Here is a 17,678-nt window from a genome sequence, read left to right as displayed (position 1 = left end):
TACTTGAAAAATCTGCTTGAGCGCGATCAGAAGAACCGCCCCATGTCTTGCTGCCTGACCTTCGCCTGGCGAGTCTCGCGCAGCTGGCGCACCACGTCACCTGCACGCATCTCGACAGGGTCGCCACAGGGCTCACCCACCTCGACCACGTAGCCATCACGTACGCCCACCTGCACAAACTGCACGAACCTGGCATTGGCCATGAGCGCACGCTTGCTGCCCTCGTCGACAAAGATGCCGAGCGCCAGTGGCGGCATGCGCGAGTCCATGAAGCTGACCCCCTCGACCGACAGGTACAGCCGATCGGAAACGTAGGCGGCCTCGAAAGGCATGCACGAAGCCCAGGCGGCCTCGAATGGCTGGACACCCACGTACAGGGTGTCGCCTTCCAGCGCAAAGCTGAATCGCCCACTTTGCATGGGCGAGAGCAACATCACACGATCGTGTTCGGGATGGCGCAGCACTTCGTCCCGCTTGAAGTTTGCCGTCCAGCGCAGAAAATTGGCGTACGCCACCACTTGCCTGGCGGCCCGCGCTACACGAGCCCGTTCTTCTGCACCTATTGCCGGCCCGACATCCTTATGGCCCTGGGTCCCCATCAACATCAGTCCTCGTGTTTTTTGCGCTTTTCCAGCATCCCGAAGAAGTCATCAAGAATCTTGTTCAGCATTTTCTGCGGCGTGTGGCCAAAGTTCTTGGCGTGCTCCGAAACCCGCTCGTGATTGTCGTTGCGCAAGGTGTAAGCGTTGGACGGATCCTTCTTGCGGTTACGGAACGAAATCAGCCCCGAACGGCGCGCCATCGACATCATGCGCTCGTAATCGGTGTGCGAGATGTTGAACTTCTTGCGGATATCAACCTTGGTCAGGCGTTCGTCCGCCTTCATCAGGCGAACCGACTCCAGCATCAGGTTATGCAGCTGGTTCAGACGCACCAGGTGGTTGAAACCGCTGTCGATCTGGCCTCGCTCCACTGCCCCGCGATCGGTGTCCGGGCGGGCCAGGCCACTTGAGAGGCTCTTCAGCACGACTTCATCGGACAAGTCGAGCGGGTTTCGGTTCTTCTTGGTCTCCTTGAAATCAGGCGACTCGCCGCTCAGGTAGTAGACCGACCCTTGCTTGCCGATTTCCACCTCCAGGAAAGAACAGGCAACCATGAAGATGTCTTCGGTGCAGAGCTTGCGCGACACACCCTGCTGAACGGCTTCGCGGCTCAGCGGCTCGCCCGCCGCACGCATGGCCGCATGGGTATGCTTGGTCCGCTGGATGTCCTGGACCATGTTGAAATACGACTTCAGCGGCAGCACCTTGTCGGACAAGTTGACCAGCGGGTGCAACTCCTTGACGGTGTCTGCCAATACATCCGGCGAGGGGACCAGCAGGGACCGCAGCCCTTGGGCCAGCGACAATAACTTGGCCCCGTCTTTCACTTCATTCGCTGGTCGCATATACGTACCTAAGGTTTTCCAATCCAAAATAGTCTTCAAGTGCCTGCGGGGGAGCAAACACCCCGCTCAAGCAGAACAGCAGCCGAAGGCTTCCTTGGGGATGGGAGCAGGTAATCATTGCGGCGCCAGGCACCCGAGATCACCCCCCTGACCTGGGTCAAGGCCCATGGACTGAAGTGTCTGCTTGGTCAGCTCCACCTGCGCCTTGATCGACTCCGGGTCGTTCGCCATCTGCTGCGCGACAGCATTTTCAATCGGCGACCGAGAGGAAGCAAGGTTAGACAGGGTCGCCATGACCGCAACCACGACTAATGGAGGGACAAGCCAAGCCAAAGCCGTCTTGCGCCGGCGCGACCTGGCCTGCCGTGCAGCATCACTGGCGGCCTGCTCGCGCATGGCTTTGCGCGACGGCTGGGGGGCTGCAGCAGCATACTGCGACGCACCCACCGCAACAGGCTGGGAGGCCTCAGGCAGCACGACCATCCGTTCGGCTTCGTCGCGCTGGAAGTAACTGTTAAGTGCCTCGTTCAAGCATTCCGAAAGCGCCTGACGCACGGTGTAGGCGACCAGCGCCGGATCAATGTGCGGGGCCAGCGCGCCCTTGCGATCGGCTTCGGCATGGAACACCAGCTGCAGAGCGGCCAACTCGTGGTTCGCCTGCACGCCAGCTTCGTCCTGGATTGCCAGGCTGACGCTGCCCTTCAACAGACGCTGATGGCCGTCGTCTTCAGCCATGTCGAAACCGCCAACCACCAGGGTCAACTGCTGGAACCCCTTGGGAATGCGCACCGTCCGCGTTGCACGCAATACATCGTTGGGGCATTGGCTGTCGAACACCACCAGCAAGTGCTCGCCCGAACCGAAGATGCGAATGCTGGGATCGAACTCGAAGTTCGGCGCTTTGGCTTTCATGTACTTTGCTCCTTAAAGTTTTCCAAAGATGTCTTCAAGTACGACGGCCTGCGAAAGGCCCGTCATCATCCTTGGCTTCCCTGTACGGTGATCGATGAAGAAGGCAGCCGGCACACCCGCCTGTTCCTTGCCGTTGTTTTCGAATGCGGCAAACAGGAACGCCAGGTTGGTGCTGAGATGCTCAACTGTTTCCGGTGTTGGCTCGGAGCGGATCTGCTCATGTTTGCCCAGCACCCGCGCAAGCGTTTTCTGGTCCTTGGCCTGCAGGATCGTGGCGGCGAGCGGCACGCCATCGGCCGGGTTGCCCAGCGCAGCGGACGGAATCCACTTGATGGAGTGGCCCTTTGCCGCGTAAGCCCTTGTTAAGTTGTACGTCTCGCGGCAGTACGGGCAGCGCGGGTCGATGATGATGTAGACGGTATCGCCAATGCCGCCCTTGCCTTCCTTGACCCCAGCCAGGGTGTCAACTGTCTTCATCGACTCGGGGATAGCCCCTTTGAAGCTACCGTCCATGGCTGCGGCCTCGCGCACATTCGGCGCGGCAACCGGCGACATCATCGGCGCGACAGGTGCGGCCGCCGCGGCAGCCACTGGAGGAGATGCTGAAAGAGGGCTTGCTGCCTGGGCAGCACCCGGCAGGAAGGCGTCGGAGATGTTGGTGCCCGTTTCCGCATTCCAGGCTACGCCGGTGAACAGCACCGCAGAGTCCGGGGTGCTGAACAGCACCACCTGGTGGCCGTTCTTCTCCACGGTCCAGGCGGTCAAGCCACCCAGGCCGACAGGGCGGGCATTGACGATACGGCCATAGCGCGACACCCGCTGCGCGGTCAGGTCATCGAGTTCCTGCTGGGCCGGGGCCGCTGGCGCAGCAGCTTGAGCGGTGATGAAAGACGAGAGATCTGCCGTTTGCGTGGGGGCGGCATGGGCGACTGAAACCCCCGCCGCAAGCGCCGCCAGCACGGCAATAGGTCTTGCAATCACACCTTTCATGGCTCGATGTCCTTATTAAGAATCCAATACGACCGTATTCTAACAAGAATGTAGAAAAAGGCACCAAAAAATAAAAAAAGGCCATCTTCTAGATGGCCTTGGGTGATCGCCCATTAGCTAGAAATCAACGCTTCATGACGGCCCTGCATCGCGCGCCGCCGCCTCAGCCGAGGCATGCCTTTGCTGCTGCAAGTCCTCATAGCGCTTCTTGTCCGCGTCGGAGTACTTGTATGCCGACATGGCCAGCTCAAGGCCATTGACTGCCTTGTCCAGCTGAGGCTCCGCCAGCGATACGCCCGCCTTGCACTCATAGAGGAAGTGCGACAGGATGCCCGGCGCCTCGGGGAACCCAGCTTGGCGCCCGATCGTTTGCAGGGCGTACCACATGTCCCGGTCGAAGAATCGCAGCCAGCGCATCTCGGCAGGCGGCAGCACCCCCAGGCGCCGGGCCTGGAAGAACATGGCGAAGATGATGGTCCTGACGAACGCGTGAGCATGCAGGATCGCACTGGCATTGGGGTGTTTGATGTATTTCTGGATGATTGCCCTCGGCTTCTCCAGCGGTATGTCAGGCTTCAGCCATGCATAAGGCTCAGCAGAACCTGCCCCCTTGCCCGAAGGTGCCTTGAACTGGTCCCAGCACCACGCAATCATGTCGTTGCTGTCAGCCATCGCCGCCTTGAAGGCACTGTCGTCCAGCGACGTGTCCGTGGCGACCACCCGTGGCAGTGCGATTGCCACCAGCAGGGTTTCTGCCGGCGACAGGTTGCCAACCCGGGTCCAGTGCTGGCCCAGCTGTTGGCGCATCACGTCCGTGGCCTTCTCGCGGTCGAGGGTCGGCGCCCAGCTTCGGTCAGGCTGCGCCTGCCAGCCACTGATCAACAGATGCTCATAGGCAAACTGGCGAGAGGTCTGTGACATGCCGAATACCGGGTGATCCAGCGGCTGGGCGATCAGGTCGAGTTCGGCGAACATCCGCAGGTGCGGGTACTGCACCTTGTTCTCTTGCACATAGCTCTGGATGTTGTGCGTCCTGGTGAACCTGAGCTTGGGGTGGGTCTTGTTGATACGCATGAACATGCGGATCGAGAAAATCACCATGAACACCAGCAAGAACCCGTTCATGAGCAGCGAAGAGGACGTGATTTCGCCCCACGCCACCCTGGAAAAGTCGCGCTGGCACGCGCCGACGATACCGTCAGGCGCACACATGCGCCCGACCCATTCACTGATCGAGGAAACACCCGGGATTTCTGCAACATCGCCCAGCACGCTCGGCAACCAGAGTTCCACATAACGAATGTAGGTGTAGGTGGCGGAAATCTTTTCGTGGGCAAAATACCAGGCACCCCACCCACCCAGGTAAAGCACCGCGATGATCCCAAGCAATATGGCCGGGTCATCCCAGGTGAAACTCTTTTGCCCGCCTCCTTGCTGCTTCATTCAATGCCTCCTCTCGCCGCCACAAAGATATTTACCGGTCATGACTGCCCTACCTGACCAGCTCTTTGAGGATGTTGTGCGTGGTGCGCACGCGCCCCACCATGAACACCGCGACCTGACGAACGACAGCCCGCACGGTCATCTTCCTGACCACCTCGATGTAGACCAGCCCGCCCGTCATGACCAAGGCCAGCGGCAGCAGAAACTTCCACAACGACGGCACCAGCAACAACGTCAACCAAGGCAGGGCGGCGCTCGCGTTGATCACGAAGAACCGTGCGGGTGGAGCACATCTGCTCCAGTGATACCGACCTGTTGCCATAACCTCTCCCTAAATTCGCTTTGACAGCCACCACCTGAATGCGCCGGCTCAGCCGTGGCGCAGATCGCGGGCAGTCGCTTCTGTGATCAAGCCTGCCGCCAGCAGGCGGTCTGCTTCGGCCGCGAAGGTATGCCCTTCATCCCGCACGAACTCGGCGACCCGCTGGGTCACACGCCCCATGTCGGTCAGGTCCATCAAGGTGTCACGCACCTGCTCGGTAAACCTCAACCATGAGCGCGCAGCGGTGCGCTTGCCATCCACCGTTGGCACCAGTTTCTGCGCCATCATGAAACGGCTGGTGTCGACCAGGTCATAGATGGCGGTCGCCCGCTCCTGCTCGGGGAAGCGGGAAATCATCCGGCGCATGATGGCCGCCACATCCTTGGCGTGGACCGTGCCAAACACCGGGTGCCCCGTGAGCGACAACTCCACCGCCGCGCGGATGGTTTCCTGGTCACGCAACTCGCCAATCACGCACAGACCCGGCGCACGCCGCATGGCCTCGCGGTTCGCCCGGTAGAAATCCTTGAAGTGCGTAGGAATCTGCGACTGCACGAAGATCGAATGCTTGCTCTGGATCTTGTCGTAGGTGAATTCGATCGGCTCTTCATGGCTGATCAGGTTGCCCTTGATCGGCGTTTCGTTTTCCAGGATGAAGCGGTTGATGGCGGCGAACGTCGTGGTCTTGCCATGGCCGGTAGCCCCGGCCACATAGACTATGCCATCGCGCGGCGTCGCCATCCTGACGATGTCCTCGCTCAGGCCAACATCCTGGATGCGTGGCGGATCATCAGGAATGGCCCGGATGACGATCTGGCAGGACGTATCACCATGGCAGGCGATGGGCGAAGCGTTCACCCGGTAGGCGTAACGCAGGCGAGCCCCTCGGGCGTCCTTGCGTTGAGGGTCGAACAACTCATACCGCTCGTTGACCGCCGTGCCGGAGACGATATCGGTGGTGGCGGTGTCGCGGTTGGCCGCCATCTTCAGCAGTTCGTTGACTTCCCCGACATCGAGCGCACGCCGGGTGACTGCATACAAGCGCCCGTACTTCTTCACCACCACCGGCAGCGCAGGCTGGATGAAGATGTCGCTGACGCCATGGGTCAGGGTTTCCAGCATCATCGCCTTGAACTGGTCGGCGCGGTCGAAGCGAAACGGGTCTTCGTAGCTGGTCAGCCGTTCCAGGCGCTCAATCAGCGCGCCCGGTTCCAGCATCATCACGTCATCGTGGAAGTCCTGCTTCATTGCGCCCCGCCTTCAGCGCCAGGCTGGGCGCGCAAGCCACTCCCACCCGGTGCCGCAAATGCCTTGGCAGCCGCAGGCTGAGGGTAAGCGGCGGGCGACGGCGTCGGGCTGGTTGCCCGGGTTGGCACAGCACGGCGCACCGGGTCGGCAGTGGTGGAGGTGGCAATCGAGCTGCGCCACACATTCATGTTGTCATTGAAGTCGGGCAGCGCCGTGATGCGCAGCAGGGTTTCATCTACCGCCATCGAGCGCCCTTCCTTGGTAACCGGGATCGAGGCACCGGAGATAATCGGCAGGGTGACCTGGCCGTGGCGGGCAAACTCACTGAAACGGCGCATGCCATCGATATCGCGGTTCATTCGGTCGAAGCCGTAGGTCAGCATCAGGTTTGCCTGCTCGACACCTTGCTTCCAGCCTTCACGCACAGCCAGTTTCCACACCTTTTCTTCTTCATCAGAGCGCGGCACCAGCGCAGAAACCAGTGATGTGCGATCGAAAGTGGGCAGTGGGAAGCTCAGGTATTCGCGCCAGCTTGGCGGAACGGAAGAAAAGCGTGCCTGCGACTCGATCTTGTAGGCGGCGCCGGAGAGCCGCAACGTGTAGTTACCGTCCTGGTTGTACAGGTGGCGCGCCTCGGTAATTACCGGTGGCACCACGCGGTCCTGGATCATCAGGCTGCTGAAGTCGTAGACCGTATCGAACTCGCGCTCGCGCAACTTCAGCGCCTTGTTGATATTGGTAAGCTGCCAGGCCAGGCCCGCCTTCACGCCCACCTGCAATGCAGCATCCAGAATGGCCTCGCCGCGCGCCGCCGAGGCCTGGTTCTTCTCTTCCCGCATGGCTTCGACAGCCGACCTGGCATCGCCGCTGTCACCCTGCTGCTGAACGTAGGCGGGCTTGTCATAGAGGCGCTCGGCGTCCTCCAGGGTCATCGGGGGCATGTCCATCGCCATGTTCAGCCCCTCCCCAGCGCCAATGGCACCGGTTTGTAGATCAGGCGCAGGGTGTTGGTGCTCTTGTCGAGCACCACGTCGGCACCGGTGTCGATCTGTGCACCGACATCCTTGAGCACGTTGATCGGGGTGGCCTTGCGTACCCACACGTTGATGGGCTTGAGGTCTACACGCTTGCCGCTCTCGACATAGGCATAGCCGTAACGGCTGGCAAAAGTCTGCAGCAACTCCTGCGGCTTGCCGATGAAGTCGATATCCACCTGGTCGGTATCGACCGCAGCCTGCCGTGAGGCGGCCTGCACCCGGTCAGCATTCAGCCGCGAAACGTAGTTGTGTTGCGAGTTGACCGCCACCGACACCTTGTCTGCGATGATCCGGCTGGCAAACGCCTCGGTGTCTTCCGTGGTCGGCTTGGCCGAGCTTGCACAGCCCCCCAATGCGACCAGCGCCAGCAGCACGCTGCCAGCTTTGCAGCCGCGAACACCCATGAGCATTCCTTTCATGTAAAAACTCCTGAAGTTGTCATTCTGATCGACCCTGTGCCGGGGCCTGCGGCGGCCCGTTACTGGTAGCTCACCACCAGCCGGTCATGGCGTTGCCGTTCGAGGTACTTGCCCCATTTCACCGCCAGCGGGATCAGGTCTTTCTTGTAGATGTCGTTGTATTTGCGGGTCCGCGAGTGATAGTTGGCAGCGCGTGTCCAGAAGTCCTGGCCATTGTTTTCGGCAAGTTTCTGGCGCAGCAACCAGGCCGCCAGCTCCGCGTTGTAGCAGCCGCGCCAGGCGACATCGGATTTGGTAATGGCCGGGTACGAGGCGAACACGCCCTTGGGCCCCCAGTGGGTGGTGTTGATCTGGAAGTGGCCAAGGTCGAAGGTGCCGTTGCTGTTCGACACGCTTTGCCCGTTCTTGCCGCTTTCCTTGCTGGAGATGGCAAGCAGCACGTTGGCCGGCACACCCTGGCGCTGGGCGGCCTGGACCACGCAATCGATATCGGCCGGGCGCACCGCATAGAAGTCATCGGCCAGCGCCTGAGCAGACCACAGCGCGAGCAACGCGACTGGCCATTGGAGCCTGTTGCGCATCATGCTCAGATGATCCATTTCTGATGCTGGAACCAGAACCAGAACGCGCCTTCGACAAACAGCTGCCCCGTCGAGACCTGCCAGCTGCGGTAGGACTTCTTCATGCCGAATACCCACAGCGCAAAACCAATCGACAACCAGTTGAGGGCGATCATGATGCCTGCGCCGGTCGCCAGCATGTACACGAACCCGGCAACGGCGAACAAGCTGGCAATGAAAAACGCCCTGGAATGCAGCTTGTGGTTGCGTGCGATACGGTCGATCTCGTCCCGTTCGATGGTCGTCAGCTGCGCTTTCACCCGCTCGTTGCGGTAGCGCGCAGCATGTTCACGGACCTTCCTGACATCGTCCTCTTCGAACAAGGCAAAGTCGCAATGGTTGCAACCCCAACTGTGCAGCACTCGCATCTTGCCTGCCGGGCTCTGCTCCAGCTCCTGATGGCCGCCCTCGGTCTTGAGCAGGATGCCCCGCTCGCACTCAGGGCAGGTGGGGCTGAAGTTCGACCGCCACAGCGACTTGATGTGCTGGTTGCCCATGCGCAACTGGTTCACGCCCAGCGCCGCCATCGGCATGGTGATGAACGCGAACTTTGCGGCCTTCTTCCCTGAATCGAACAACCCCATCACATCACCCTGGCATGCAAAAATTCTAGTTTCTGATTATCTGTTAGATATCTATCGTCGTCAATTTATGACAGCTACTTATATCCACTTCCGACCAGTGGACGAGGGGCCAGACGGCTATTCGCCTGGTCGATCCTTCATCATTGCCCGGCATTGCGCTTGCAGGTCACTCAGCCGCTTACGCATACCCGCCACATCCTGCGGCTCAGGTTCAGGCGATACGTGATAGGCCGTTTCGCGGGCAATGGCATCGCAGACTTCCTTGATCCGCTCCTCGGCCGCCCATTTGTCCGACAGCGATGCAAACCCTTCACCGGCCGCCATCACCTGCATGTCGAGCAGTTGCTGCGGCATGACGATGGCCAGCTCACGGGCCCACTCATCATCCAGCGCAGGCGCCTCTGCAGCAGCAACCGCCGGCGCCACGGGCGCAGTCATGTTCCCGACGATCAGGTCAGCCACAGCCAGCAGGCTGGCGTGGATCGCAGCCGGGCCTGCCGGATTCTCCTGCACTGCAACGGCGGGGGCAGCGGGCACCGTCTCCGGCACCTGCTTCTGCGGCAGCGGTGCAGGAGCAGTCGGTTTTTTCAGTTCGCCAGTCAGGTAAGCGCCAAGCACGGCGAACGACGTGTCCAGCCGCCCCAGCAGCGGCCGGTCCGGGTCTGCATAATTGTGTTCAAACGCACTGTGCATGCGCGCGAACACAGGATCCCCTTTCACCACCGCCCGCACCCGCCTGGCGAACGAGCCGTCTTTCAGGCTGTCCACAAATACCTGGCGCGACTGCCTGTTTTGCGGAAGGTCCGACGGCTCGGGCGGCTCGACCGGAATGAAATCGTTGATGCGCATTTCTTTCGGTGCCGGCCCGGCGGTGTAGAAGCCCATGCCCCGGATAAGGGCAACCCCGCCGGTTTGCCCATTCTGCGATTTCTTGCCGACCAGGAAGGTGAACTCGCCGTTTTCCTGCATGGCGACGTCGTCGTAGTTCAGCCGGCTGCGTTGCTCGATGGCAATGTTGTCCGACTGCCTGAGCTTTTCGTTACCCGCAATACGTTCGAAGTTGCCCAGCATGGCCTGTGAAGACTCGGCGGCCGCGCCCTGCACGCGTCGCCAGGTTTCCGACTCGGTCCCCGAGGTCAAGCGCCCGACGGCGCGGATGTTGGTGTTTTCCCAGGTGGCATCCGCCTCTTCGGCGCTGGATTTCTTCAGCGAGGAGAAGTCCTGCGCGGCGAAGGTGACGCTGAAGCCCAGGCTACGCGCCTGAGCTGGCGCCACGGCAAAGCCGACCACGGCGTAATAGCCGTATTCGTCCAGGATGGTATAGAACGGGAACTTCGACCCGGTCGGTCGGCTGTCGATGATTTCGCGCACCACACCCTCCACCCGGTTGCCCAGGCAGCCGGCCATCATTTGCTTGATGCTGCCGACGATCATCTTGCCGAGCATGCGCATGCTGTCCGGGGCACGCTCCAGCGCTGGCAGCAGTACCACCAGCAGCCTGCGGTTGATCACTACGTCATAGAAATCGACATCGCCGACGCGGGTCTTGAAGATGTGCCCGTAGTTGAAGGTCAGGTCGTTGAAGATCCGCCCCAGCTGCATGACGATGTAGCCGTGTTGCTCCAGGGTCTTGGTTTCCTGCTGCTTGTACTTGGCTTTCTGGTAGCCCGGCAGCGTCAGCAGGTAAGAACGCAGCGGGGCGACGATCACATCGAACATCTCGCCGTACTTGCCGCCGTGCTCCCACACCAGCTCTTCGATCACGTTCAGCTCGAAGTACTCCAGGTACTTCTCGGGCGACAAATTGATGTGACCCTTGTCACGCAGGTAGGTCAGCGGCCGCGTCAAGGCTGCCACGAACATGATCGCCCGCCCCTTCCACATATCGCCGCCACCGCCCGAGTCGTCCATCAGCGATACGATCAGCTCGATCAACATGCCCGACGAGGTGTTCCCCATCATGTTCATGTTGTTGGTCACCTTGTCGACCTGCTTTTCCACAAAGTCGCGGCCGGAGGTGATGAAGTTGATGATCAGCAGGTCATCTTCGCGCCCCAGGTAACGGGACAGGCGGAAGATCTCCTTCTGTAGCTTGGGGTCGCCCTTGCCGTCGACATAGATGAAGCCTGTGTTCTGCACCAGTGCGTTGAACACGATGCCGAGCAGCAGCTCGGTGTTGTGGGTAACCAGGCTGTCGTCAGTGATGTAAAGGTGGTGCGGGTGGTCGATCTCGATGCACTGGCAAGGCGCCTGACCGGCAGCCGTCACCTTCCACACCTCGACCCAGCCGTTGAATTTGGCAGAGCCACGCTTCTTGCGCACCTTGGGGAGCATCACCACCACGCCACGCCCCATCAGCTCGCGGATGGCATCGGTGGTCACCGTGTGCGCTTCTTCGCTGCCGTCCTGGCCGCGGGTAAGTACCCGCCACAGGTGGTCACCGGTGGACTGGGCCCGGCGGCCGTCGCGCGTGGCAACTGTCCAGATCGGCTGGATACCCTGCTCGATCACCCGCAGTACTGCCGCCTGCTTGCCGTCGGGCGTGCATACACTGTCCCCGACCTTTATCTGCCCCATCTGCACCCAGCCCTTCGGGGTGAGCACCTTGGCGTGCTTGGGTTGCGGCTTGCCGGAGCCGGTGGTGCCCAGTACCAGCTGGTGCGTCCTCAGGTCGCTGTCGCCGGCGTAGATCTGCTCCCGGGTCTCCAGGTCATTGCCGAACAGGGTCACGCCCTCGCCTTTCTTCTTGCCTTTGTACGAGCCGTCGTTGACGTCCGCCAGCTTGGGTACCCGATAAGGAAAGTCGAATGCACGATTGTCCACATCAACGAACTTGCGCTTGAACGCCCAGGCCAAGAGCAACAGCAGCTCACCCGAAAAGGGCACCTTGATCGAAATCAGCGCCAGGATCGGCAGCGCGAACGTGCCGAAGACTGCGCCGTCAGCAGACTGGAAAAAATCACTGAAGCGCTGCCCAGCCAGGCGCGTATCTTTGCGCCGCCGGCTGCTGCTGACTTCATGCTGACGGGATGCGCCCTTGTACTGAGCCATCTGTCACTCCCTTACACTACGTCTTCGTATGCACTGGCGCTGATGTAGTCAGCGACCAGATCCTTGGCGATGCGCGCAATCACGGACTGCTCCATGTCGTCATCGACGAACTCGACGTCCTTGAACGTCTCGCGCTTGAGCCGCTCCACCATGTCCTTGCAGCCACCCGACGGGAAGCGGCGGGCCAGCAACGCGAGCGCATCGGGGCGTGGCATATGCTCGTAGAGCATGGTGCGCAGCTTGCGGTCTTCGGCGGTGGTGGTCAGTGCCCACAAGCGCATCGGCCCGGCCGACATGGTGAACAGCTGGCTGTAGGTGGCGTTCTTGGTTTCGAACCGCGCCAGGAAGGTACAGCCGTGCTTGTTGGCACCGTGGACGAAGTTGACCAGCGCATGTTCTTCGGTGTCGGACAGGCCGATGTTCTTCCTCAGCCAGTCGCGGGTTTCCTTGGTCCCCGAGTCGAGGATGAAGGTGGCGGTGGCGATCTTGGTGAGTTGGCCAAAGTCTTCCATCAGCTGGGAGGCCAGGATGATCTCCATGTTCCACTTACGGGCCTCACGGCCGTCGGTCTGCATTTGTTCCTGCAGGCCCACGTGGCCACCGGTCTTGTGGAATTCGTCCATGCACATGACCTTGTATTCATCCACCAGGTCCGCCACCAGGCGCTCATAGAACGGCAGGTATTTTTCGGTGAAGAACGGGAAGTCTTCCTTCGAGAACGCCACCTTCTTCATGAAGCACTGGCGGGCGATCATGTACATCAAGGCCGTCTGCTTCTTGGCCGACGCAGAACCTTGCAGCGCAACGTCCTGCAGGTCGAGCGCCACGATGCGGGCACTGCCTACATCGAAGCGGGTGTGATCGGAGAACACCGGGAAGTCGCCGACAGCCTCACGAATACCGAGGATGAACGCGTCAACCAGGCTACGCCCGACCTCGCCGGAGCCTTCGTATTCGGCGCGAACCTCTTCGGTCGATGCGACTGCCACCAAGTCGTTGAGGGTCGGCACTGCGTAGCGCTGGGTGACCTCGGCCTCGTAGACCATGCCGGCGTCGAACATCGCATCGACCAGCTCCCAGTAGGTGGTCGCCGGCAGAATGCGGTATCCAAGCTGCGCCACGGCAGTGTCCACCACATCGTTGTGCCCCGGCTTGTAGGTTTCCGGGCTGGCCCGCTCGATCTTGTCGTCCTTGCGCCGGTATGCCAGGTCGACCATGCGGCCGACGAAGTTGCTCATGCCCTCATAGGGCTTCTCACGCTCGGGCGGCGTTACCAGGATGGTCAAGAAGTTCTTGTTGAACTCACGGTCCTTCGGCAGCGGGTAGCGCTGGCCCAACGGGGTATCCAGCGGGTTGATGCAGTCCTTCCTGGCGTTCTGCAAACGTTTGTACACCACCAGGTGATGAAGCCGTGGCGGCAGGTTGTCGCGCACCAGGTCACAGAAGCCGGACGAGGAAATACCGATGTCGGTAATGCCGATGTAGGGCAGGCCGGTCAGGCCAGGCATCAGGCAGGACTCGAAGTGGTTGTTGTTCATCAGCACCGACTTGCCCGAACCCGGTTTGCCGGCGATCAGGGTGATCCAGGTGGTCTGCTGCGACGAGAAGCGCTGGTACTTGAGGATCTTCCCGTCCAGGCTACGGTAGATGGTCGAACCTTCCTGGAACGGCGAAGCCGGCCGGGTCAGCGGCAGCATGGCCACGGCATCGCCCAGCGGGGCGGCGGCAGGGTCACCCAGGTGCTTGGTGGTCAAGGCCAGGCAGTTGGACTGGAACGCCTGCATCGGGTTGCCCGTGCGCTCGATGAACACCGGCTGCCCCCACGCCTCCAGCGTGCGCCACAGCTTCGACTTGCGCAGTGCAAGCTCCTTCACACCCTTCTCGTCCGGGCTGGCCCAGGTCATCGCGGCAACCTGCAGCTTGACCATGCACTCACCGTCGCGCACCCGTTCACGCAGCTCCTTGGTGGCCAGGTTGATGTTGCGGTTCTGCTCGGACGTTACCGACAGCAACTGGGCGAACAGGCTCTTCCAGGCCAGCACGCTCATGCCATCGGAAGACAGCATGATCGAAACCGAGTATGGCAAGGCCCTCGACACCCCGTTTTCCTGGGTTTCGGCGCGGTTGAGGCTGTTGAACAAGGTGTTGAAATATTGCGGTTCTGCCGGCGGAATCGACATCAGCAAAGGCGCATACACACGCGAGCCTACCCGTACGCTGGTAGGGTCTGGCAGCAGACTGGTGCGCTCGCCACTGCCGATTTCAGCCGAGGTAACCATGATCTGGCTGGGCAGCGTCGGGTACATGAACTCCGACATGTCGCCACCGCGCTTGCTGGTTTTCCAGCGCATGGGAATGGGGCTGCCTGGAATATAGGGCTTCCAGGTACGCGGCGTGATATCGGGGTTAACCTTGGCGCGGATGGCGCGGATCGCTTCGCTGACGTCGAGTACATCCACCGAGCAGCCGAATTCGGGGGACGTCAGATCCTCGGAAATTTTGGTAACGAAAGAAAGATGGCGGTCCTTGAGGTAGGAAATGGGACGCAGCAGGTTTTGCGCATCCGCAGTGGCCGGCCACTCCGACGCCTTCCTGAACTCGTTCAGGGCCTCGCGGGCCATTGCCCTTTCGGTCTGGTCAAGCAGTGCGGGCCGCGACCAGAACACCAGGTAGCACTCTTCGTCATACACATACTGTGCATACTTGCTGACACCCTCATTGATCAGGTGTCGGACGTTCAGGTTAAGCCGTTCGGCGGTGGCCGCCTGCTGCTGGGCGTTCTGCTCCAGTGGCGCAGTGGCATCCAGGTCGCGGCTGAAAACGATCTGCAGGTGATGGCCGCGCACCTTGAAGTACACGGAAAGTGAGGCCTCCAACAGGCTGACAAGCCGTTCGAACTGCTCACGCCCCAGTACGCTCTTGGTGCCGTTGAAGCGCACGATGGACGCCAGCGAACCGTCGTTGGCGACGATGGATTGCCCGCCATCGACCGTTTCAAGGTCGCAATAGTCCTGCACGTCGGCCTTGAGCTGGCTCAGAACCGTCAGGATCACCGCCTCGAGTTTGTTAAACATGTCCTTGTTCTCCCTTGATAACGTGCTCAACGGCGAGGCTGATCAGCGCTGCGTGCTTGTGCATCAAGCAAAGTTCTTGAGTAACTGGCCGGTCAATGCCGACCAGTTGTCGGGCAGAAACAGTGCACGGTTATTAGCCGCGTAATAGTCGAGCTGCCCGTCCTTGAACGCGCTCTTGGTTGGAAACAGCCGCAAGGGGGCCAACCACTCGGCGCGTCGTTCATATTCTTCATCACTGACAAGTGTTTTGCTGGCCAGGGTTTCTGCCACACCTAACACGGTGATGACTTCCCCACCGAATATTTCCTTGAGTGTGTCGCTACCACGAAACTGGAAAGCGGCCAGCAGACTGGTCAGCTTTTCGTTGACAGCCACATCCCCCAGCAGCTCATTGACATAGATGCACCGGGCAATGTTATTGATCTCGGTTTGCGTCAATTCTTGAACCGCGACGAAAAAACCCGTTCCATTCATGGCGCATGCACCAAGATGATGAACCTGACGGCACAAGTTACAGGCGGTAATCAGGTTTTCCTTCGTACAGTTTTCGGCATTACCGTCCAGTGCATGAAGTTCCTGATACTTAGCGGATTTAAAACCACAGAAGCGGCACGTGTAGTTATCACGCTGCCACACCGAAGTGCGAACCTTACTGTGCTCGTCCCGCCACAATTTGCGTTGATCATCGTCCGAGCGCCACAGTGGCCGGCGTACACCAAATACCGGTTGATTGGCAGTACGGCTTACATAGCCACTCGCCAGCGTAGGCACAGTGAATGCCCCGCCCTGAGCCGAGTTTGTTTCGCTCATGTCCGATAATCCCGAAACCGTGTTGAGAATGCGGGGCCTTGCGCCCCGCCCTAGGGTCAGCGGCGGGCAGCCTTAGTTGACCACGGTGTTGCGCATGATCCACATCACGGTGCCGACAGCGGCCATCAGGCCACCGATGAACAGGCCGACAATGGCCGACATCGGCTTCTCACGCTCGTCCTTGGAGGCTTTCCACAGGGTGTACAGCGAAATGGCGACAACCACGAAACCACCAATCGACACCAGCGAGATCAACAGCGTGGCGCCGCCCTGGGCGGTGTTGTCGATGTTGGTCATGACGTCGTCAGCAGTTTTGCCGCCCGACGTATCCTGGGTCAGGTCAGTCTTGGTAATGGCGAATGCCGACGGTGCTGCCAGGGCACCGATAACTGCTGTGGTCGCACGTACTTTGGCCGAATCGTAAGCAGCTTTCAGGGTTTTGAGTGCTTTCATGAGTGACGCTCCTTGGGTTTCTTAGTTCGAAAAGCCGTTACGACCACGGCGTGAAAAGACCCACCAGATTGAATCCGATGGTGTTGTTGAGTACATCGCTGAACCATTTGAAGTTCCACGCCAGCACACCGCCGATGATCCATCCGCTCGCGGTGCCCAGGCCGGCCTGGGTCTGATTGTTGTAATAACCGTTTACCGTCAACCAGCCTTTCACCATGGCAATCAGGCCAACCACCTGCATGATGCCCAGCAGGGCCAGCGTGGCCAGTTGTGCCTGCTCTTGCAACGTGGTGCCGGTAGAGGAATAAGACAGCATGCGCGAGTTGGCATAATCCCCGGTCAAGGTGCGCGACATGATGCCCATCCATTCCAGAGTGCCGATGGCCAGCAAGATCGAGCCAATGACCAACTGCACACAGGCAGAGCCGACAGAGAAACGCTGTCGCCCGGCCACATACTTCAATGCGTTGTCATGGGTAACGCCCCATATTTCAATTAATGCAGCACCTGTCAGGTAAAGACCGATAAGCGCGGCAATACCCTGGCACATCATGATCGCCGTCGGGATCACTTTCCCGATATTGACCATTACATCTACGAGATCGGCAAATCCGGCCGCCATGAGAACGTCCTTGTTTAAAGAGCAGGTGCAGTCACTACAATGCCGCTGTCGCGATCAACCGAAAGCACTTTCAATTCGCGTTGAACCGGTGGCAACGTGTCGCCAGCTTTTATGCTGTCCTCACTGTCGCCATTCTTCACCCAGGCCCGGTGCCCGACCACGGCCTGCACTTTGTAGCCACTCGACTGCGGGATCGGGTGGACGCTTCTGGCGCGCGCCTGCGAGACAACAGGTGCCGGCTCCCTGCGCGGCGGCTTGACGATCTCCACACGCTGGCGGCTTTGCTCGAAGTAGTCCATGCGTTGATTCAACCCGGTCAGGTTGTTGTCCAGCGCCTTGATCTGGCTCAGTAGCAGCTGGGTATTACGCTGGGATTCCTCGCGCACGATCTTCAACTGCTTCTCGCTGTTCTCCTGGGCCTGCAACGCCGCTTGCGCTTGCTCCCTGGACTTGGCCAGCTCGATGCTCAGTACATCCATGCGTGGCTGTTGCACCGATTGAGTCGGGTTTTGCGCCATGCGCCTGGCCTTGGCTGCTGGCGACGATGTCGCCTTCATCACGACCACGGCAACCACGATGAGCGCCACGAAGCTACCGGCAAAAACGCCGATGAGTTTTCCGAACGACCAGTTCTTCATGTCGAACT

General features: G+C 60.3%; 17 protein-coding genes. All 17 read right to left on the bottom strand.

Going from position 1 to position 17,678, the window contains the following annotated elements; translation table 11 throughout:
* Nucleotides 1-26: 26 nt before the first annotated feature.
* The 17 genes from D906_RS08795 to D906_RS08715 all read right to left on the bottom strand — a co-directional run bounded on the left by D906_RS08795 (nt 27) and on the right by D906_RS08715 (nt 17,670).
* Nucleotides 27-605: a hypothetical protein gene (locus D906_RS08795; RefSeq protein ID WP_025754292.1), complete on the bottom strand. Its 579-nt coding sequence runs from the start codon at nt 603-605 to the stop codon at nt 27-29.
* Nucleotides 605-1,447: a hypothetical protein gene (locus D906_RS08790; RefSeq protein WP_019097465.1), complete on the bottom strand. Its 843-nt coding sequence runs from the start codon at nt 1,445-1,447 to the stop codon at nt 605-607. The genes D906_RS08795 and D906_RS08790 overlap by 1 nt, the downstream gene beginning before the upstream one ends.
* A gap of 114 nt (nt 1,448-1,561) precedes the next feature.
* Entirely contained in the window at nt 1,562-2,359 is a 798-nt protein-coding gene (locus D906_RS08785; RefSeq protein ID WP_019097466.1) for a hypothetical protein, read from the bottom strand.
* A gap of 12 nt (nt 2,360-2,371) precedes the next feature.
* Nucleotides 2,372-3,349 (bottom strand): hypothetical protein, encoded by a 978-nt coding sequence (locus D906_RS08780; RefSeq protein WP_025754295.1) that lies wholly within the window; start codon nt 3,347-3,349, stop codon nt 2,372-2,374.
* A 132-nt stretch (nt 3,350-3,481) separates the two neighbouring features.
* Entirely contained in the window at nt 3,482-4,792 is a 1,311-nt protein-coding gene (locus D906_RS08775) for a hypothetical protein (RefSeq protein ID WP_027614897.1), read from the bottom strand.
* A gap of 49 nt (nt 4,793-4,841) precedes the next feature.
* The gene (locus D906_RS08770; protein WP_019097470.1) at nt 4,842-5,060 is read right to left on the bottom strand and encodes a hypothetical protein; all 219 of its coding nucleotides are present in this window, start codon (nt 5,058-5,060) and stop codon (nt 4,842-4,844) included.
* Nucleotides 5,061-5,162: 102 nt separating this feature from the next.
* The gene (locus D906_RS08765; protein WP_019097471.1) at nt 5,163-6,362 is read right to left on the bottom strand and encodes an ATPase, T2SS/T4P/T4SS family; all 1,200 of its coding nucleotides are present in this window, start codon (nt 6,360-6,362) and stop codon (nt 5,163-5,165) included.
* Nucleotides 6,359-7,303, bottom strand: a complete 945-nt coding sequence (locus tag D906_RS08760; RefSeq protein WP_232062834.1) for a type IV secretory system conjugative DNA transfer family protein — start codon at nt 7,301-7,303, stop codon at nt 6,359-6,361. The genes D906_RS08765 and D906_RS08760 overlap by 4 nt, the downstream gene beginning before the upstream one ends.
* 14 nt (nt 7,304-7,317) lie before the next feature.
* Nucleotides 7,318-7,818, bottom strand: a complete 501-nt coding sequence (locus D906_RS08755; RefSeq protein ID WP_232062836.1) for a DotD/TraH family lipoprotein — start codon at nt 7,816-7,818, stop codon at nt 7,318-7,320.
* Nucleotides 7,819-7,877: 59 nt separating this feature from the next.
* On the bottom strand, nt 7,878-8,402 hold the full coding sequence (locus tag D906_RS08750) for a transglycosylase SLT domain-containing protein (protein WP_019097474.1): 525 nt from the start codon (nt 8,400-8,402) through the stop codon (nt 7,878-7,880).
* Nucleotides 8,403-8,404: 2 nt separating this feature from the next.
* Nucleotides 8,405-9,022 carry a hypothetical protein gene (locus D906_RS08745; protein ID WP_019097475.1) on the bottom strand — a complete coding sequence of 206 codons (618 nt, stop codon included), beginning with the start codon at nt 9,020-9,022 and terminating at the stop codon, nt 8,405-8,407.
* 117 nt (nt 9,023-9,139) lie between these two features.
* Nucleotides 9,140-12,073: a type IV secretion protein DotL gene (locus D906_RS08740; protein WP_027614896.1), complete on the bottom strand. Its 2,934-nt coding sequence runs from the start codon at nt 12,071-12,073 to the stop codon at nt 9,140-9,142.
* Nucleotides 12,074-12,084: 11 nt separating this feature from the next.
* Nucleotides 12,085-15,147, bottom strand: coding sequence for a type IV secretion system protein IcmB/DotO (locus D906_RS08735; protein WP_019097477.1), 3,063 nt, complete (start codon nt 15,145-15,147; stop codon nt 12,085-12,087).
* A gap of 63 nt (nt 15,148-15,210) precedes the next feature.
* Nucleotides 15,211-15,957: an HNH endonuclease gene (locus D906_RS08730; RefSeq protein WP_019097478.1), complete on the bottom strand. Its 747-nt coding sequence runs from the start codon at nt 15,955-15,957 to the stop codon at nt 15,211-15,213.
* 72 nt (nt 15,958-16,029) lie between these two features.
* On the bottom strand, nt 16,030-16,410 hold the full coding sequence (locus D906_RS08725; RefSeq protein WP_019097479.1) for a hypothetical protein: 381 nt from the start codon (nt 16,408-16,410) through the stop codon (nt 16,030-16,032).
* A 37-nt stretch (nt 16,411-16,447) separates the two neighbouring features.
* Nucleotides 16,448-17,032 (bottom strand): hypothetical protein, encoded by a 585-nt coding sequence (locus D906_RS08720; protein ID WP_019097480.1) that lies wholly within the window; start codon nt 17,030-17,032, stop codon nt 16,448-16,450.
* A 14-nt stretch (nt 17,033-17,046) separates the two neighbouring features.
* Nucleotides 17,047-17,670, bottom strand: a complete 624-nt coding sequence (locus D906_RS08715) for a hypothetical protein (RefSeq protein WP_019097481.1) — start codon at nt 17,668-17,670, stop codon at nt 17,047-17,049.
* Nucleotides 17,671-17,678 lie beyond the last annotated feature (8 nt).

Origin of the sequence: Pseudomonas sp. LAIL14HWK12:I1, from assembly GCF_003202095.1 — a bacterium.
GTDB classification, from domain to species: Bacteria; Pseudomonadota; Gammaproteobacteria; order Pseudomonadales; family Pseudomonadaceae; genus Aquipseudomonas; species Aquipseudomonas monteilii.
The sequence above is the reverse complement of the archived record's forward strand: the minus strand, read 5'-3'. Positions and strand labels throughout refer to the sequence as shown.

Excerpts from the sequence above, each read along its gene's own strand:
- D906_RS08795 (WP_025754292.1), bottom strand. The coding sequence starts at position 605 with ATGTTGATGGGGACCCAGGGCCATAAGGATGTCGGGCCGGCAATAGGT.
- D906_RS08790 (WP_019097465.1), bottom strand. The coding sequence starts at position 1,447 with ATGCGACCAGCGAATGAAGTGAAAGACGGGGCCAAGTTATTGTCGCTG.
- D906_RS08785 (WP_019097466.1), bottom strand. The coding sequence starts at position 2,359 with ATGAAAGCCAAAGCGCCGAACTTCGAGTTCGATCCCAGCATTCGCATC.
- D906_RS08780 (WP_025754295.1), bottom strand. The coding sequence starts at position 3,349 with ATGAAAGGTGTGATTGCAAGACCTATTGCCGTGCTGGCGGCGCTTGCG.
- D906_RS08775 (WP_027614897.1), bottom strand. The coding sequence starts at position 4,792 with ATGAAGCAGCAAGGAGGCGGGCAAAAGAGTTTCACCTGGGATGACCCG.
- D906_RS08765 (WP_019097471.1), bottom strand. The coding sequence starts at position 6,362 with ATGAAGCAGGACTTCCACGATGACGTGATGATGCTGGAACCGGGCGCG.
- D906_RS08760 (WP_232062834.1), bottom strand. The coding sequence starts at position 7,303 with ATGCCCCCGATGACCCTGGAGGACGCCGAGCGCCTCTATGACAAGCCC.
- D906_RS08755 (WP_232062836.1), bottom strand. The coding sequence starts at position 7,818 with ATGAAAGGAATGCTCATGGGTGTTCGCGGCTGCAAAGCTGGCAGCGTG.
- D906_RS08750 (WP_019097474.1), bottom strand. The coding sequence starts at position 8,402 with ATGATGCGCAACAGGCTCCAATGGCCAGTCGCGTTGCTCGCGCTGTGG.
- D906_RS08745 (WP_019097475.1), bottom strand. The coding sequence starts at position 9,022 with ATGGGGTTGTTCGATTCAGGGAAGAAGGCCGCAAAGTTCGCGTTCATC.
- D906_RS08740 (WP_027614896.1), bottom strand. The coding sequence starts at position 12,073 with ATGGCTCAGTACAAGGGCGCATCCCGTCAGCATGAAGTCAGCAGCAGC.
- D906_RS08735 (WP_019097477.1), bottom strand. The coding sequence starts at position 15,147 with ATGTTTAACAAACTCGAGGCGGTGATCCTGACGGTTCTGAGCCAGCTC.
- D906_RS08730 (WP_019097478.1), bottom strand. The coding sequence starts at position 15,957 with ATGAGCGAAACAAACTCGGCTCAGGGCGGGGCATTCACTGTGCCTACG.
- D906_RS08725 (WP_019097479.1), bottom strand. The coding sequence starts at position 16,410 with ATGAAAGCACTCAAAACCCTGAAAGCTGCTTACGATTCGGCCAAAGTA.
- D906_RS08720 (WP_019097480.1), bottom strand. The coding sequence starts at position 17,032 with ATGGCGGCCGGATTTGCCGATCTCGTAGATGTAATGGTCAATATCGGG.
- D906_RS08715 (WP_019097481.1), bottom strand. The coding sequence starts at position 17,670 with ATGAAGAACTGGTCGTTCGGAAAACTCATCGGCGTTTTTGCCGGTAGC.